16 protein-coding genes are annotated in these 17,506 nt (G+C 54.1%); 8 read left to right on the plus strand and 8 right to left on the minus strand.

The features are described 5' to 3' along the window. Positions 1-100 precede the first annotated feature (100 nt). Both GXP52_08405 and GXP52_08410 read left to right on the plus strand, forming a co-directional pair. Entirely contained in the window at positions 101-331 is a 231-nt protein-coding gene (locus GXP52_08405) for an Arc family DNA-binding protein (GenBank protein ID NOY87305.1), read from the plus strand. Further along, the gene (locus GXP52_08410; protein NOY87306.1) at positions 328-747 is read left to right on the plus strand and encodes a type II toxin-antitoxin system VapC family toxin; all 420 of its coding nucleotides are present in this window, start codon (positions 328-330) and stop codon (positions 745-747) included. Before GXP52_08405 ends, GXP52_08410 begins: the two co-directional genes overlap by 4 nt. 321 nt (positions 748-1,068) lie before the next feature. On the opposite strand, the gene GXP52_08415 is transcribed toward GXP52_08410, so the two are convergent. The 5 genes from GXP52_08415 to GXP52_08435 form a co-directional block, all read right to left on the minus strand. Continuing rightward, complete coding sequence (locus GXP52_08415; protein NOY87307.1) at positions 1,069-1,770, minus strand: hypothetical protein; 702 nt, start codon at positions 1,768-1,770, stop codon at positions 1,069-1,071. Next, complete coding sequence (locus GXP52_08420) at positions 1,760-3,040, minus strand: ATP-binding protein (protein NOY87308.1); 1,281 nt, start codon at positions 3,038-3,040, stop codon at positions 1,760-1,762. Before GXP52_08420 ends, GXP52_08415 begins: the two co-directional genes overlap by 11 nt. A gap of 270 nt (positions 3,041-3,310) precedes the next feature. Beyond that, entirely contained in the window at positions 3,311-3,781 is a 471-nt protein-coding gene (locus tag GXP52_08425; protein NOY87309.1) for a hypothetical protein, read from the minus strand. Positions 3,782-4,362: 581 nt separating this feature from the next. After that, entirely contained in the window at positions 4,363-6,264 is a 1,902-nt protein-coding gene (locus GXP52_08430) for a cation-translocating P-type ATPase (protein ID NOY87310.1), read from the minus strand. A 14-nt stretch (positions 6,265-6,278) separates the two neighbouring features. Beyond that, complete coding sequence (locus GXP52_08435; GenBank protein NOY87311.1) at positions 6,279-6,509, minus strand: hypothetical protein; 231 nt, start codon at positions 6,507-6,509, stop codon at positions 6,279-6,281. Between the two features lie 222 nt (positions 6,510-6,731). Between GXP52_08435 and GXP52_08440 the strand changes: the two genes are divergently transcribed. The 4 genes from GXP52_08440 to aroB all read left to right on the plus strand — a co-directional run bounded on the left by GXP52_08440 (position 6,732) and on the right by aroB (position 10,540). After that, entirely contained in the window at positions 6,732-7,028 is a 297-nt protein-coding gene (locus tag GXP52_08440; GenBank protein NOY87312.1) for a transposase, read from the plus strand. A 59-nt stretch (positions 7,029-7,087) separates the two neighbouring features. Next, positions 7,088-7,588 carry a hypothetical protein gene (locus tag GXP52_08445; GenBank protein ID NOY87313.1) on the plus strand — a complete coding sequence of 167 codons (501 nt, stop codon included), beginning with the start codon at positions 7,088-7,090 and terminating at the stop codon, positions 7,586-7,588. Between the two features lie 80 nt (positions 7,589-7,668). Further along, on the plus strand, positions 7,669-7,896 hold the full coding sequence (locus GXP52_08450; GenBank protein NOY87314.1) for a transposase: 228 nt from the start codon (positions 7,669-7,671) through the stop codon (positions 7,894-7,896). A 1,084-nt stretch (positions 7,897-8,980) separates the two neighbouring features. Next, positions 8,981-10,540, plus strand: coding sequence for a 3-dehydroquinate synthase (aroB, locus tag GXP52_08455; protein ID NOY87315.1), 1,560 nt, complete (start codon positions 8,981-8,983; stop codon positions 10,538-10,540). A gap of 244 nt (positions 10,541-10,784) precedes the next feature. On the opposite strand, the gene GXP52_08460 is transcribed toward aroB, so the two are convergent. From GXP52_08460 to GXP52_08470, 3 genes are all read right to left on the minus strand, one after another. Further along, the gene (locus tag GXP52_08460) at positions 10,785-11,768 is read right to left on the minus strand and encodes an alcohol dehydrogenase catalytic domain-containing protein (GenBank protein ID NOY87316.1); all 984 of its coding nucleotides are present in this window, start codon (positions 11,766-11,768) and stop codon (positions 10,785-10,787) included. A gap of 510 nt (positions 11,769-12,278) precedes the next feature. Beyond that, on the minus strand, positions 12,279-12,680 hold the full coding sequence (locus tag GXP52_08465; protein ID NOY87317.1) for a phage holin family protein: 402 nt from the start codon (positions 12,678-12,680) through the stop codon (positions 12,279-12,281). Between the two features lie 109 nt (positions 12,681-12,789). After that, on the minus strand, positions 12,790-13,641 hold the full coding sequence (locus tag GXP52_08470) for an addiction module toxin RelE (GenBank protein NOY87318.1): 852 nt from the start codon (positions 13,639-13,641) through the stop codon (positions 12,790-12,792). A 95-nt stretch (positions 13,642-13,736) separates the two neighbouring features. Here GXP52_08470 and GXP52_08475 point away from each other — a divergent pair, with 95 nt between their 5' ends. After that, positions 13,737-14,708, plus strand: a complete 972-nt coding sequence (locus GXP52_08475) for a calcium/sodium antiporter (GenBank protein ID NOY87319.1) — start codon at positions 13,737-13,739, stop codon at positions 14,706-14,708. 294 nt (positions 14,709-15,002) lie between these two features. Beyond that, positions 15,003-17,468, plus strand: a complete 2,466-nt coding sequence (locus GXP52_08480; GenBank protein ID NOY87320.1) for a plasma-membrane proton-efflux P-type ATPase — start codon at positions 15,003-15,005, stop codon at positions 17,466-17,468. Positions 17,469-17,506: the final 38 nt, after the last annotated feature.

Below are 17,506 nucleotides of genomic sequence, written 5' to 3' on the forward strand. Positions count from 1 at the left end.
ACCAGGAACTCTTCGACGCACTTTCGTTTGCTCAGGGCAGGCCTTTAAACCAGGAACCAGGAACCAGGAACTAGGAACTGATTTAAAGAGGGAGGTTGCCATGCCCAATATCCTCGTGCGGGATCTCGGAGATGAAACCATCAAACACATCAAGGCGCGGGCGCGGCGAAACGGCCGGTCCATGCAGTCCGAGATAAAGAACATCATCGAAAATGCCGCCCGGTCGGAGTCCCGGGACACCGTTATCCTCTCCGCGAGGATACGGAGGATGCTCGGAGGCCGGGAACACACGGACAGCGCGAAGCTTGCCGAGAAATCGAGCAGGGTTTGAACCGGTTCGTCGTGGAGGCCTGTGTGGCCGTCAAGTGGTTTGTCCCGGAGGTGCACTCCGAAAGTGCGGTCCGCCTCCTGGAAGGATTCAACGAATTGGTGGCCACGGAACAGCTCCTTCCGGAGGCCGGCGATCTCCTCTCCCGGAAGGTTCGGCTCGGGGAGCTTACCATTGAAGAGAGCCGCGAGGTCTATGCCGCGCTCAGCTCGGTGGCGGTGGACATCCATCCTTCCCGCCATCTCATCGAGGCGGCGCTGGAGATAGCGGCGGCCATGGATCGCCCTCTCTCCGATGGTTTGAGCCTCGCCCTTGCGGTCCGGCAGGAATGCCGCATGGTCACCGCCGGGAGGGAGCTTTACGATACCGTTCGCGGGACACCCTTCGCCAAGCACCTGAAATGGATAGGGGATGTTTGATTTTCAGAGTCCAAGGTCCAGAGCCCAGAGGGGAAGAACAGTCCAGAGTCCAGTGTCCAGTGTCCAGAGTCCAGAGTGGAAAAGCGGATGCAAAGGCTTGGTCTAACAGGAATGGAGGGGATAAGGCAGGTAATGGAGAAAAGCAGGATCTGGGACCCGCGGAGCGTAGCGTGCATCAGCGGCCAATGAGTTTTAAGAATTCCTTTACCGCGGATGGACGCAGATGGACGCGGATTAGATCCAACCCTAAGGTTTAGGTTTAGATCTATCAGCGAGAATCAGCGGTAAATAAGCCTTAGAATATGGATAATGTTATACGTTTCAATTTTCCGTTATCCACTCCGTCACCGGCTTCAGCCAGACATTACGGGGCCTGTAAAATACCCCGTGTCCAAGGCCGGTTTTCAACTTAATCTCACTGCTCTTTATACTGCCTGCACCCTTTTTGAAGGCCTCCTTGCACGTGCCGCCGGAATCGTCGCTGCGGTCGTATATAGACAGGAACCTCCCTGAGAGCGAGGGAGCAACGTTTTTCAGTATCTGTTTATATGCCCTCGCGAAACTGCCTTTACCGCAGCCGGCCATCACAACGTAATTAAGTTCAGGATCATCAAGGGCCGCTGAAACATAAAAGGTGATTACTCCGCCCTTTGAAAAACCCACTACAGCAATATTGCGGGAAGGAACACCGGCTGATTTAAGTTTTTCTATCTGTCTTGCAATCCGATGGGCATATCTTCCGGGTTTGGTTCCCCTTGGTCTGAGCGCGCTCACGACGGTAAAACCGTAACCCTCAAACGCTTTCAGCAAACCGAAATAATCATACGCTCCGTACTGCCGATTCATGCCATTAGGGCCCTTGTCCTCTGCTATTTTACCGTGGAGATAAAATAGATACCTTGCCGACGGGTTGATATCGGCTGGTAGGTCGTGGGACCGCGACGCCATGGAACTGCCGGCCGATGTGGCGACAAAAAGAATAGACAAAATTGCAGAAAGCAGCCACTTCTGATTATCGGACATTAGATATACCCCCCATTTCCCTTCCTGCTTCTCCCCTGAACAATGAATCCACTGGAACAGCGTGCATGTTTTCGGCAAAGGGAACGGTCTCCTTTCCGGTATAGAGGATCACGCCCCTGACGAACTTTGGACCCAGCAGCTCGGCCAGGGCCTTGAGCCCCCTGAAATCGCCGGCGCCGACGGTCCGGGAAGCCTTCACCTCGACACCCACGCACGTGCCGTCCCGTGCTTCGAGGACAACGTCCACCTCCTGCCCGGTCTGCGACCTGAAGTGGTAAATGCCCGGGGACGCCTCGCTCCAGGCGGTCTGCTTCATCAGTTCCATAACGACGAAGTTTTCAAGGAGCGGCCCGAAAATCGTTTTATTTGCGCTCAAGCCGGCCCTGTTCAATCCCATCAGGTACGCCGCAAGGCCGGTGTCGTTTAAAAATAACTTTGGCGACCTGACGAGCCTTTTGGACAGGTTGCCCGACCAGGAGGGAATCCGGCGAACCAGAAACGCTGCCTCCAGCAGTGCCATGTAGCGCTTGAAAGTGCTCTGGGGCAATCCCGAACTTCTGGACAGTTCCGCGTAGTTGAGCAGGGAAGAGGCCCTGGCGGCGAGCAGGGACAGTATGCGGGGCAGATCGGTCAATCCCTCTATATTGGCCAGTTCGCGTATGTCTCTTTGAAGGATAGTCGTGATGTAGGAACCGTACCAGCTCCGTCTCCTGGACTCGCCGGTTCTTTTTATTATCTCCGGATAGCCGCCGGTCACTATCCTTCCAGCGATGTCCCGGTCCCGGTTTTCCGGACCCGGCACCTCAGGATATCTTTTCGACTCCATGAACAGCAGGTCTATGAAGCTCTCCTTCACGCCCGAGAGCTCTCCCTGGGAAAACGGCCACAGGGTGTGGATCTCCATCCTCCCTGCCAGGGACTCGGAGACCTTCGGGAGGAGCATGACGTCGGCCGATCCCGTCAGCAGAAACCTCCCGGACTTACGGTCCCGGTCCACCGAGGCCTTGATGGCCGGGAAAAGCTCCGGAGCCCTCTGCACTTCATCCAGCACCACCGGACCTTCCAGCCCCGACAGGAAACCGGCGGCGTCGGACCGCGCCGCTGACAGGATCACGGCATCGTCAAGGGTCAGATATCGTGCCTGATGATGATCGGAAGCGATCTTCTGCGCCAGGGTGCTCTTCCCGACCTGTCTTGCCCCGACGAGCAGGACCACCGGGCTGTCCGAAAGGCTTTCAAGAATTCCGTCTGTTATGTTCCTGGCTATCATGTGGTGGAATTATAACCATCTGATGGTTGATTTTCAACCACAAAATACCCCTTGTCCCCGCTTTTCTTTTTCCACACCAGCCTCCCTGCGGCCGTGGATTTCCAAGTCTGTTCACTTCCTGACTCGCTGCTCGTCCTGGATGAATCCTCTTGAACGAGGTTTCCTCCATGAAAAGACACTGCTCCCTTGTTATCTTTTGGAAAAACAAATGGTCCGGAGGCCGCCCGCGGATTCATAAATCACCTGTGCACTTCGCCCGAACAATGGTCATTACTCCGTGTAATCGATGCCGTTCTCCCTGCACCATCGCCTGGCGGTTTCCTCGAAGGCCTGTCTCCTGAAAACAAACCATGGTTCCTCTATCTCCAGCCTCCGGATGGATAACTTGAACATGCGGAAAGCTCCCCTACCATTTATAGCTTCCAGCAGTTCTCCGGAAACCTTCCTGTCCTCCCGAGAGTGGGCAAAGTCTTCCATAATCATGTATTCATTGATATCGAAACGGGTCGGGAGCGAGACGTAGCTTTCCGGATTTTCGAGTACATCCGCAGCGGCTTCGATGGCCTCTCTCGTTCCACCAGGGACCCGGCCCGGTGATTCGCCGTCCTCGGCGGCCCGCCACTCCTCATCGGTAATCATGAAGAGCTCTCCTGTCACCCTGTTCAAATAGGATTCCCGGCCGTCACCGAGGCTTTCCATCTCATCAACGATGTCGCTGATCCTCACGGAAGCTTTTTCCATACACGACTCCTTTGTCCGATCCAGCTATGATATTTTACCTGGTTCATCCTGGAAATGAGTACCTGAATGAAGACCGGACTTCGGGAAAAGCTAATTTAACACGGAGTACACGGGGTTAAACAGGGTGCACAGAGTTTCACAGGGTAACACAGGGTTTATTTAAAACAAGTTAACGAAGTTTCGCGAAGTTTAAAACCAGTATCTTCATGGTTAGACCTCGCCCGTTGTCATCGTGAGCTGAAAACCGCCATCTGTCATCGCGAGCTGAAACCCTTGCGAAGCGACCCCGTGAGCGACCGGAGGGCGCCGCAACGACCTTTTCAGCTTCCGTCTTCGTTCTTCGAACTTCGCCGTGACAAGTCGCCCGGGATTGCCGCGCCACGGTTTTACTCGGGCTCGCAATGACAGCAATAATAAAGGTACGCATTAAACGGATGAACCTTTTACCTTAAGCGCAATTTCAACTATACCCGTATCTTATCTTGGTGCCAGACCCCTGCAGGAGAGGCAGCGATAAACCGGGCCACAGGTTATAGAAACTCACCCCCACCTAAACCTCCTCCCCCTTGAGGGGGAGGGATTTACACGGCATCGGGTAAACTACCAGCCCGCAATCCATTGGCAACGGCTAATAACTCACTCACCTCATGCACAAGCACAGCCATGGCTACGCTAATAATGCCTCCAACACCTGCGGGAATCAAAATTCCCAGAATGATCAATGCGAAAATAATATTCTGTCGGCCGACACGGCGCGCCTTATGACCCAGTAAAATGGCTTCTTCAAGCTTGGCAAGGTCATCCGCCATCAGAGCAACATCAGCGGCTTCGATGGCCGCGTCTGTTCCCGCAGCGCCCATCGCGACACCACAGGTTGCTGTGGCTAACGCAGGAGCATCATTCACGCCATCACCTACCATTAAAACAGGACCTTCTCTTAATAATTCCTGAACGGCAAATACTTTATCACCAGGTTTCAGACCGGCACGCACATCATCAATGCCTAAATGGCCTGCGACCCTTTTGGCCGCCAGCGGATTGTCTCCCGTCAGCATGACTGTACGTATTCCCATAGCGTGGAAGCTTCGTATCACGTCCGTGACATTTTCACGTAAGGCGTCCTGCATGGCGATAAGCCCGATGATCTGCTGGTCATTGCCCAATACAACCACCGTTTTGCCTTCTGATTGCAGCCGGCCTATTTTCTCGTCCAAATCTCCCAGGTCGACCCCCATGTCCTGAAACAGCCCGGGATTACCAAGATACCAGCCCTGCCCGTCAATACGACCCTGCACACCGGAGCCAAACAGCGCTTCACTATCGGTCGTTGCGGCTATTTCCACGTTTTGTTCTTCAGCGTATTTCAAAATGGCCGCTGCCAGCGGGTGACTGGAATATTTCTCCAACCCGGCAGCCAGGCTGATCAGGGTTGATTCACTATCCTGCAGGGAAATGACATCACTCACTCTCGGTTTACCGTATGTCAATGTACCTGTTTTATCAAAAGCAATGGTTTTTATAACACCCAGATGCTCAAGGTGCGCGCCGCCCTTGATCAGAATGCCACGCTTGGCGGAACCGGAAATACCTGCCGCCATGGCGATGGGCAGTGAGATTACCAATGCGCAGGGCGCAGCAGCCACAAGCAGAATAACCGCTTTTTCTATCCAGAACGCGGAATCACTCTGAGGAAAAACCGCTATCACAATCAGAATAACCGCTGTCAGCAGGACCAGAGGGCTGTAGCGTTGGCCAAAACGTTCCATCCATTCCTGAGCACGTCCTTTTTGCTCCTGCGCGTTTTCAACCAGATCGATAATGCGCGACAATGTGTTATCGGAATGCTCAGCGGTTGCCTTGAGCGTCAAGGCGGCCTGACAATTGATCGAGGCCGCAAATACTTTATCGCCGGTTGTTTTATCCACCGGGATCGATTCGCCGGTTACCGTTGATTCATCCAGGCTGGACTCACCTGTGATAATCACTCCATCCGTGGGTAGTGATTCACCGGGAAGCACTATAAACTCATCACCTATTCGTAAATTCTCCGCCGGAATGATCTGCTCTTCACCGTCGCGGATTACCCGTGCTTCTTTAGGCGCTAGATCCAGCAGAGAGCGAATGGCATGGCGTGTTCTGCTGTAGGTATATTCCTCGATGCCTTTTGCCGCGCCGTAAAGTACAACCAGGGCGGCTGCCTCATCCCACATTCCGAGATATCCTGCTCCAACCGTCGCGGCTATCATCAGCATGGAGATACCAATTTCATGGTCCTCTATGAGCTTTTCAACGCCTTCTCTTGCCCACATATAACCGCCAAGGGGTATAGCGATCAGGTAGAACCACGTGGCGATATCTTCACCAATATATCCGGTACGTTCGAGGATAAATACGGCCAGCGCGATCACTCCCGCAAGCAGGGCATTTCGCAGCGGTGGATAAGACCACCATGAACCCGTGAATTCTTCACCATTTTTTGACATCAAGCACCTCTGGATCACTTCCCGTATTCCGGCGTGTTCCCATCATGCGCGACACTGGTTTTTTCGTGTCCGGAATGCTTGCGGCCCCTCACCTCACGGTCGATCCTCTCGGCCAGGTAGATTTTCATGAGGGACTGATATGGAACATCCATGCGATTGGCCAGAAGCTTTAACTCCTCCAGCATGATCTCGGGAAGACGCAGTGAGATCGTCTTTACCGATGGCTTGAGCTTTGGGAACCCCACCGGTCGGCCGAGGCCCCAGTCAAGGAGATGTCAACACCGGTTCAGTTTGTCCCATTTTCGCCGGAATAAAATGTCCCCTTTCCAACGGTTTGGCATTGTCCCCTGAGAACCCATGAGTCCCTCTAAACAAACACCGCCTCCTCACAACCCCTGTACTGAAGTGGTAGGGTATTGGTGGACACATTCCTAAGAGCGGATATATATTCTCACAGGAGGTGTTCAATGACCAAGGGAAAACGGCGCAACTACACACAGGAATACAAGGAAGAGGCTGTAAAGCTTGTAACGGAGCAGGGTTACAAGACATCGGAGGCAGCCCGGAATCTGGGTATCAACCCCAATCTGTTAGGTCGCTGGAAGCGGCAATTTGAGGTTGGCGCCGGGGATTATTCCAACCCTGGCGACAAGGTTGCCATGCAGTCGGAGTTGAAGCGTCTTCGCAAAGAGAACAAGCGTTTACAGATGGAGCGCGAAATCTTAAGAAAGGCGGCAGCCTTCTTTGCGAACGAATCGAGCTGAGGTATCAATTCATTGATACGGCAAGGAAGGCATATCCGACAGCTCTGGTGTGTACGGTAATGAGAATAAGCAGGAGCGGCCATTACGCTTGGCGCAAGCGGGGTAAATCACTGCGTCAGAGGGAACGTGACAGGCTGATTCCTGTTGTTCGTGAGGCGCATCGGCTATCAAAAGGGACCTACGGTGCCTGCCGTATCGCGAAGGAATTGGAAGCGCGCGGCGAGCCATGTGGTCGTACCAAGGCCGGCACCCTGATGGATCTGGCGAACGTTTCCGTCAGACGGGGCATGAAGTTCAAAGCGACAACAGACAGCAAACACGACCTGCCCGTCGCCCCGAATTTACTTGAACGTCGGTTTGATGTAGGGGAACCTGATCGTGTATGGGTTTCCGATATCACGTATGTGTGGACATTCGAAGGCCGGTTGTATCTTGCTGTTGTCCTGGACCTGTTTCCCGCAAGATCGTGGGGTGGTCCATCAGCAGCTGGATCAACCGAAAGCTGGTCATGGATGCCCTGTTCATGGCCGTTCGCCTACGATGACCCGGTCCCGGCCTGATATTTCATTCGGATCGTGGGAGCCAGTATTGCAGTGATGACGTTCAGAAAAAGCTCAGGACCCACAAGATGGTCAGCAGTATGAGCAGAAAAGGTGATTGCTGGGATAATACGGTTGCGGAAAGCTTCTTCGGCAGCCTGGAAGCCGAGCGTTTGTATTTAACGAATTACAGAACCAAGGAAGCAGCGAGACTGGATATCGTTGATTGCATCGAGATGTTCTACAATTGCAACCGGCGTCATTCTTACCTGGGATATCTGAGCCCGAAAACATTTGAGGAAATGTCGCTCGCCAAAATGGTTGCTTAAAAAAGTGTCCATTTTTACTTGACCATCTCAGCTTCCCTCTTCAGGCAAGACACTTCATGGATTGTAATGGGCTTGGATCCAAGCATCTCTTCGTGGTTCTCCAGACCGCTAACATTGCTTTAGCCGGCCATGCACCAGAATGAGGTGTAGGTATATATAGTAAAATATATCAAGCATTATCACAGACTTCGAAAAGAGCGGGAGAATGACGTATAAGAAGCATCTTGCCTGGTTCTTACCTGTACTCGCAATCTCCTAGTTTAGACTGGACTGTAAACGGGTTTTTGAGGCATATTGCAGATGTAACTTGACGGCTTTCAAGCGGGCCGCAGGCGAAATCCCGCTCTAATTCTCAGGTATGTTTTGGCCTGCTTGGCGGATTGATCTCCAGGCTACATCCAACTCTATGTAGGTTGCCGGCGATCTGCTCTGGATTTGTCACATGTGTCTGATCGGGATCCTCAGTATCGTTATAGGGTGACATGAAAATCCCCATTAATTGAGGTTCATCCTGGAAATGAGTACCTGGATAAAGATCGGAATGGGTGGAAAACTAATTTAACACCGTTCGGCACGGCTTCGCTTGCTCACAGCAGGCAGGGTGATACAGGGTTAAATTAAAAGTTTTGTGTCGGCTTATGCACAGGTCAAGAGCCAATTGACCGCGAAGTTAACGAAGTTTTGCTAAGGTTAAAACCAGGACCTTAAGGGGTTTGATCTTAGCCTGTCATGCCATCTTGTCCGTCATAGTCTGGAAGGCGAAGTCGGAAGCTCAAAAAAAGACGGCGGGAACGGTTACGGAGCTGCTTCTGATTTGGGTCAGCAGCTGGACGTTTTAGCAAGGTGGAACTTATTAAGGGCCGATAAAACTGGAAATTACTTTGAGATGCACAGTCTTGTCCGACAGTTTGCATTAGAAAATTTGGATGATTCTGATGACGTGCATCTACGCCCGGCAAAACATTGCGCGAGCTTGAGCGAAGACATCGAACACCTTTCTTATCAGGACCCAGATAGGATGGTCGTTGGTCTTCAGTTATTCTGAATCGACATGACGCAATATAATAATAAGAAAAACATCATTTTGACCGGTTTTATGGCTACCGGGAAAACCTCTGTTGGCAGAACCCTGGCATCGCAGATCGGCTATGATTTTGTCGATACCGACCATCTGATCGAATCAAGGATAGGCATGACTATCGCCGAATTCTTCAAAGAAAAAGGCGAAGCGGCTTTTCGAAAAATGGAGGCAGAACTTGCCCGGGAGCTTGCGGATAAAAGCGGCATGGTCATTGCCACCGGTGGTCGATTCATGCTCGATGGTGACAATGCCATCACACTTGGTAAATCCGGCCGGGTTTTCTGTCTGGTGGCGACACCAGAGGAAATCCTTAAGCGCGTCGAGAGTGATAGCCATGCCCGCCCGTTGCTCCAGGTGCCGAATCCGCTTGAGCATATCGTCGAACTCTTGCATCAGCGAGAGAAGGGATACGGTCAATTTCCCCAATTTGTCACCTCTGAAAAAAATCCGGAAACCGTTGCTGAAGATCTCGCAGGGATAATAGCGGGAGAGCCGGACGTCCGTCTGCCCATTGCGGCGCCTGACGACCGCTATGAGTTTATTGTCGGTGAAGGACTCCTGCCGTTTATTTCACAGTTAGCCGGAATTGATGGCCCCATTGCCATCATCACGGATGATACCGTTGGTTCCCTGTATACTCAGAGCTGTGGTTCCGTCGATGTTGTGGTCAGCATATCGCCCGGCAGACGGAATAAAACCCTGGCAACAGCCCAGTCGATTTACGAGCAGCTGCTTGAAGGGGATTTCGACCGTAGCGGAACGGTCATTGCGCTTGGCGGAACCGTGATCAGTGAACTCGCCGGCTTTATAGCGGCAACCTATATGCGAGGGGTCGATTGTGTGCAGTGTCCCACCAGCCTGTTGGCCATGGTCGACACCAGCATCGGCGGTAAGACCGGAGTTGATCTGCCGAATGCGAAGAACCTGATCGGTGCTTTCAAACAACCCAAAACCGTGATTGCCGATATAGCTACTCTGCAGAGCCTGCCCCCCAGGGCATTTGCGTCCGGAATGGCGGAGGTTATCAAGCACAGCCTCATCGCTGATTCGGACCTGCTTCAGAAGATCGAGTCTGGAAGCTGGATTCAGACCAGCAGGGAGATCGGGCAGCAGGCTTCTGAAATTCAGGCACTTGTTGCCCAGGCCATTCAGGTCAAGATCAATATCGTTCAGGAAGATCCTTTTGATCAGGGTCTGAGGGCTGTACTGAATTTCGGACACACTTTTGCAAACGCCATTGAACGCCTCAGCCATCATAGGGTCAATCATGGCGAGGCCGTGGCCATGGGAATGGTTGCTGCCACGAACCTTTCCGTAAAGTTGGGCCATTGCCCTGAAGAACTGCAGGCAAGGGTCGAGTCTGTCCTTATGTCCGCCGGCTTACCGACCCGGATCCCGACCAACCTGGTTCCGAAGCAGCTGTTCGAGGCCATGAGGAGCGACAAAAAGAAGAAGGCCGGGAAGCTGCGGTATGTGCTGCTCAAGGATGTCGGCGATGTCTTTGTGACCGATCAGGTCCCTGAAGATGCGGTACTCGACACTTTTGCTGCATTGAAATCCTGAATATAGCGGATATCAGCGGCAAGCGCATTGACGGGATCGCCGAATCCCTTTTCGAAAAGGTCTCCCCCTGAGCATGGTCGTTAATGTCGTTCATGTTGAGTTGGGTGAACGGTCCTACTCCTCCTCGAGACCAAACACCCTGGATTCCATCTGGAGACCGTCCCTTAAGGCCTCATCCTCGAGGAGCAGTTCCGGGGCGCGGTCTATCTTATGAATATTGCCGGGCATCACAGCGTCGGGTTCCTCAAGGGGAGACTAAGACCTTGAACCGGCCCGGTGCGTTGAAGTTTTTTATGGCGTTTTCGAGGTCATCGAGTCCGATCATGTCGGAGATAAGGGGAGTGGGGTCAATCCGCCCGGTTTGGAGAAGCTCTAGAACACCGGGAAATTCGTCGGTGTAGATCATCGAGCCCACGATGGAAAGTTCCTTGCGGACGATCTGGGTAGAAGAAACAGGGTGGTCTTGACCTTCCAGACCAAGCAGAGCAATTCGCGCCCCGGGGGCCGCAAAACCGATGGCATCCGCAAGTCCGGACGGAGCCCCGCTGGTCTCGTATATCAGGTCAAAGGAGGACGGTTTCAGCTCCCCTTCACCACCGACATGGAAGGCCCTGTCTGCCCCCATCTTCTCAGCCATAGCCAGGTGCTCGGTCAAAAGGTCCGAAACAGTCAGGTCCGCTCCTTCGAGCTTGACCAGAAGGAGCGTCAGAAGGCCGATGACCCCGGCGCCGATGATAAGGACGCGGTCCCCCTCGGACGGGGTCAGGTTCTTCACGGCGTGGGCGGCAACGGCCAGCGGCTCTGTCAGTGTTGCGGTCCGATCGTCGATGCCTTCCGGAACAGGCCACACATACCTGGAAGGGATCTTGACGAACTGGGCGAACACGCCGTTGGTGTCGATGCCGAGGCGCACCTTCTCGTGACAGATGTTGTCGAGTTTTGAATCGCAGAGGTCACAATTCCAGCAGGCAAAGTTGGGCTGGATGACAACCCTTTGTCCCACAGCCACATTCGACACCCCGGGGCCGATCTCTTTAACGATCCCCATCCCCTCGTGACCCGGTACCACGGGCAGGGGGACGCCGAACTTCCCGTGGTACAGCAAGTAGTCCGACCCGCAGAGGCCTGCTAAAGTCACGTCGATGACAACCTCTCCCGACCCCGGTACCGGATCAGGAAGGTCACGAACCGACAGGTCTGCTGTATTGTTTAGTATTGCTGCTCTCATGGTGATTCCTCCGTGAAGGTTGATCGAGCTGATTCCATGTTGAATTTTTTAGTACTTAGGGACCCCCCCCCGGCTTTGCCGGGGGACCCGAATAGTTTGACAGTACCTGGAGTAAATGAAAGCCTCCCATCTATGAACCGCTGAAAGTTTACAGGCGAGGAGGCTTTCGTTGAACGATGTAAGAAGCTTAAGCCATATAGCATGGGACTGCAAGTATCGTATATTTTGGATACCGAAGTGTCGCAACTCAGTGAACTACCACGGGTTCATGCCCGTGGTAGTTCACTGAATTACAGAACCAGTGAAAGAGCGAAACTGGACATCATTGATTACATCGAGGTGTTCTACAATTGCAACCGGCGTCATTCTTACCTTGAATATCTGAGCCCGAAAATATTCGAGGAAATACCGCTTGCCAAAATGGTTGCTTAAAAAAGTGTCCATTTTTACTTGATCACATCACCTGGCACCGTTTACCCTGACGTCTATAGTTTGACCCCAAAAGCAATTTCAATTAACGTCCCTCTCCGACCGTACCTCAGATCTGTACCTGACGTAGCGCACAGTGCGCTCCCGCGGTTCCGTCATCTCTCCGAGGAAGAACATTACAATGGACAGGGCGATGGAGAAAAAAAGTGCCCACCAGAACCCGTTTACATGAAAGCCTGGGACGATCGCCGCGGCCAACAGGACCATCAGGGCGTTGAGGACGAAGGTGAAAAGGCCGAGGGTCAGGAGCGTCAGGGGAAGGGTGAAGACGAACAGGACAGGCCGCAGGAACCCGTTGGCAAGCCCCAGGATTACCGCCGTGACCAGGGCGGCGAAAACCCCGTCCAAGCGAATTCCGGGCAGGATGTAGGCGGTAATTCCGATGGCCAGGGTATAGATGAACCAGTTGATGAGAAAACGCATGATAAACCTCCCGATAGAAGCCGATGAGCAACCTCCTCATTAAATATAATAACAGAAACCCCGGGATTTTGTGGAAACGCGGGTGGATCTGGGGTCAAAGCTCAGATTCTCAGGTTTCGAGGGCCTTGATGATTTGGCAAAGATAGTTGGGGTTCATACTCAGGTGTGACGCGATTTCCTTCAGTGGATATTTATATGTTCGGTAGGCCTGGAGGATAGCCTGATTCCTCAGTTTTCTGGAACCGTTCATTCCACTGAATACTTCAGCCAAAGGAAGCCTTCCAGTACTAAGTTGTGTGTTGTTGATACCGGTTTTTTGATTCATGGGTCCATACTGCTTCAGGATGTTTTTGATAAACTCATCTGACCCAAGAAAGAGTTGAAAGCGGATGTCAAGCTTTGTCCTGAAACCATCCATGTCCGCCTCCACAAAACGGACGTAATTCTCCCTGGCCTTTTTAACAGTGAAGCCGAACTGTTCCAGGAGCCAGCCCGTCGTTAATAACGGCGGTGTTTTGACCAGCCCGGCGGTAGCGCCGTAACTGCTCCATGGCCACCCGCTCGGGTGTTCGACAAGCTTTGCGTCCCATGGATTTAGAGCAATGTACCGGCAGCAGTGGAGGAGGTAGGTATCCTTCTGAACAATGATGGCTTTGTAACGCCCCTGAAGGACATGACCGACCCGATGGTACTTGTAGTTGAAGAATTGGGTGTAGACCTGATTAAGATACTTCATCCCTTTGGCCAGGTTGGCATCAGGAGTTTCAATGAGGAGGTGGTAATGGTTTCCCATGAGACAATAGGCGTGGCAGAGCCAAGTGAAGCGTTTAATGGTCTTATGGAAAATATTGAGGAACTTGATGCGGTCGGCATCGTCATGAAAGATCATCATCTGCGCATTTCCTCTGCTCATGATATGATAAAGAGCACCCTCATACTGGATCCTCAACTGGCGTGCCATAGCCGCTTGCCTCCCTGTTGAATGGGTATGGCAGGTAATAAGCAAAACCAGGGCCAAAAGGGAAAAACCTGAGGATCTGAGCTTTGACCCCATATATGGCAATAGCTTTTTTCGCAGTTGTTTTTGGCCTGGCGCTCCTTGTTTGGAGCGCCGGCCGTTTCGTGGAGGGTTCAGCCTTCACCGCACGCCATTTTGGAATGCCGCCGCTCCTGATTGGCATGGTGATCCTTGGTTTCGGCACATCCGCGCCTGAAATGGTGGTTGCAGCGTTCGCGGCATCACAGGGCAATCCAGGCATCGCTCTCGGCAACGCGTATGGTTCAAACATCACGAATATCGCACTGATCCTTGGGCTGACGGCCTTGATCAGTCCCCTCGCGGTCCATTCGCAGGTGCTGCGCAAGGAATTGCCGATTCTCATAGCCGTTACGGGCCTGGCCGCCTATCAGATTTGGGATGGCGAGATCACCCGTACCGATTCTCTGGTGTTGTTGGTCGTATTCGGCAGCCTGATGGTCTGGACCATCCTGCAAGGCCTGCGAAAAAAATCGGACGTTCTGGGAAGCGAGATGGAATATGAGCTCGAAGAACGCAGCATGCCGCTTGGCCGGGCTGTCTTTCGGCTCGTAATCGGCCTGACCCTGTTGATCGCAAGTTCCCGCATCCTGGTCTGGGGGGCGGTTGAGATCGCGCACGGTTTCGGGGTGAGCGATCTGATAATCGGCCTGACCATTGTGGCCGTGGGTACTTCGCTGCCGGAGCTTGCTTCGTCGGTGATCGCCGCCCGCAAAGGTGAGCACGATATTGCATTGGGCAACGTTCTTGGCTCCAATCTTTTCAACACATTGGCCGTTGTAGGCATCGCAGGGACGATTCACCCCCTGGCCGTGGGGCCGGAAATACTCGGCCGTGACGTTCTGGTAATGGCGGTACTAACCGTCGCGCTCTTCGTCATGGGCTATGGATATCGGGGTCCAGGGCGCATCAACCGGCTCGAAGGCGCGGCGCTGCTTGCCTGCTACATCGGCTACATCGCCTACCTGGCGACCAGTGTCTTTGGCCGGTGAAGGGCCGCCAATTCGATTCCGCTTTTGGGAACTGAACCGGCGCCTGACGCGATTGGCTGGCTTCGCCAGGAATTACCTGGTGAATTTACGGCGTTACTCTTCCATTCATACCCCCTTTCGGAACGATTCTGCTAAACTTACACAGACTGTTCCATCCAGGGAGTCCACTATCCCTTGACAGTTGTAAAAAAAAGTCAAAAAATTCCGGTGGGAGGAGCAAATGAGCATCTACTTCCACAAGGGCAACTTAAGAACTGAACACAATTTCTGCTTTCTTCGAGGAGAATACGCACGATGAACACTACATCCGATGTGGTTGCCGACACCGTTGATTCGAGCCGTGGACTCAGTAGCAGCGAGGCCGCACGCCGCCTGACGCAGTATGGTCCCAATGCCCTGGAGGTAAAGAAGACCTCTCTCTTGCGTCGGTTCCTGGGCTATTTCTGGGGCCCTATCCCATGGATGATCGAAGTGGCGGCGTCCCTCTCCGCCCTGGTGCGGCACTGGGCCGATTTCTGGATCATCCTTATCCTGCTCTTTTTCAACGCCGGCGTCGGTTTCTGGCAGGAATATACCGCCGGCAACGCCGTAGAGGCGTTGAAGAAGCAACTGGCCATGAGGGCACGCGTGCTGCGGGACGGAAAATGGCGGGAAATCGATGCCAAGGAGCTGGTACCCGGTGATATCATTCGCATTCGTCCGGGCGACGTCATTCCCGCCGACGTGAAACTGGTTGAGGGCGACTACCTCAGTGTCGACCAGTCGGCGCTCACCGGCGAATCCCTGCCGGTGACCAAGCTGGCCGGCGACGAGGCCTTCTCCGGCACCGTAGCCAAGCAAGGCGAGGTGGTCGCCGAGGTAACGGCCACTGGTGCCAATACCCGCTTCGGCAAGACCGCCAGCCTGGTGCAGCAGGCGAAAACCGTCTCCCATTTCCAGAAAGCGGTGCTCACGATCGGCGACTATCTTATCTACGTCAGCCTGGCACTGGTGACCGTGCTGGTGCTTGAGCAACTGCACCGGGGCGCGCCCTGGATCGAGCTGGTGCAGTTCGCCCTCATCCTCATCGTGGCCTCCATCCCGGTGGCCATGCCTGCGGTACTCTCCATGACCATGGCGGTGGGCGCCATGGCGTTGTCGAAGCACAAAGCCATCGTCACCCGCCTGGAATCCATCGAGGAGATGGCCAGCATGGATGTGCTGTGCTCGGACAAGACGGGCACCCTGACGCAGAATCGCCTGACCTTGGGTGAGATCGAGGTCTTCAATGCTGACGATGAACAGGCGGTACTTCTGGCCGCAGCGCTGGCCTCGCGAGCGGAGAACCGCGACGCTATCGACGATGCCGTGTTGGAAGGGCTGAAAGACAGGACACAGCTCACAGCCTTCTCTCAGACCACCTTTGTTCCCTTCGATCCGGTACACAAACGCACAGAGGCGACGATCCAGGACAGCAGCGGCCGCACCTTCCAGGTGACCAAAGGCGCACCGCAGATCATCATGCAGATGGCCGGCCTCTCCAGCGCCGAGCAGACGCGAGCGCAGCAGGTGGTGGATGCCTTCGCCGCCCAGGGCTACCGTGCCCTCGGCGTGGCGCGCAAGAACAGCAGCGACACCGCCTGGACATTTCTCGGCATCCTCTCACTCTTCGACCCGCCGCGCGAGGACTCGGCACAGACCATAGCGGATGCTCGGAACTACGGCGTATCCGTGAAGATGGTTACGGGCGATAACGTCGCCATTGCACGGCAGATGGCCGTCAAACTGGGGCTGGGCAGCAATATTCTCAAGGCCGACGCGTTGCCTGTCGAGGACGACGGCAAAGACCACAAAACAGGCATCTCGACAGTAGAGAAGGCCGACGGCTTCGCCGAGGTCTTTCCCGAGCATAAATTCGCCATCGTCAAGATCCTGGAGAACTGCAACCATATCTGCGGCATGACCGGTGACGGCGTTAACGACGCTCCCGCCCTCAAGCAAGCGGATGTGGGCATAGCCGTGAGCGGGGCCACGGATGCCGCGCGCGCTGCTTCCGACCTGGTGCTTTCCGCACCGGGGCTGTCGGTGATCGTGCGTGCCATCGAGGAGGCGCGCCGCATATTCGAGCGCATGAACGCCTACGCCATCTATCGCATCAGTGAAACTATTCGCATCATGTTGTTCGTTGTGCTGGCGATGGTGTCCTTCAATTTCTATCCCATCACGGCTGTCATGATCATCATGCTCGCCTTTTTCAACGATGTGCCCATCATGACCATCGCCTACGACCGGACGGGGCTGGAGAAAGACCCGGTTCACTGGGAGATGCGACAGGTGATAACCGTGGCTACGGCCATGGGCATCGTCGGTGTGATCGGCAGCATGGGTATGCTGCTCATCGCCATGGACTGGCTCAGGCTGGATGTGGCGCAGATCCAGACCTATGTCTTCCTGAAGATGGCGGTGGCCGGTCACCTGGTCCTCTTCGTAGCGCGTTCCAAAGGATACTTCTGGAAGCGCCCATGGCCGGCGCCCGTTATGATCTGGTCCGCAGTGATCACCAAGGTTGCAGCCACCCTGGTGGCGGCCTATGGCTTCGGCCTCATCACACCCATCACCTGGCCGGAGATCGCCCTTATCTGGGGCTATTCCATCTCCTCGGCCCTGATCACCGATCTGGTCAAGGTGCACGTGTACCGGCACCTGGCTCACGAAACGCCGACGCACCGCGCTTTCCTGCGCCGTCTGCAGGATACGCTGCATCTCAATCACCACCCTTAACTTTGTAACCCCACTCCAACTTCATGCTCTCTTCATGA

The organism is Deltaproteobacteria bacterium, assembly GCA_013151915.1.
Classification (GTDB): domain Bacteria; phylum BMS3Abin14; class BMS3Abin14; order BMS3Abin14; family BMS3Abin14; genus BMS3ABIN14.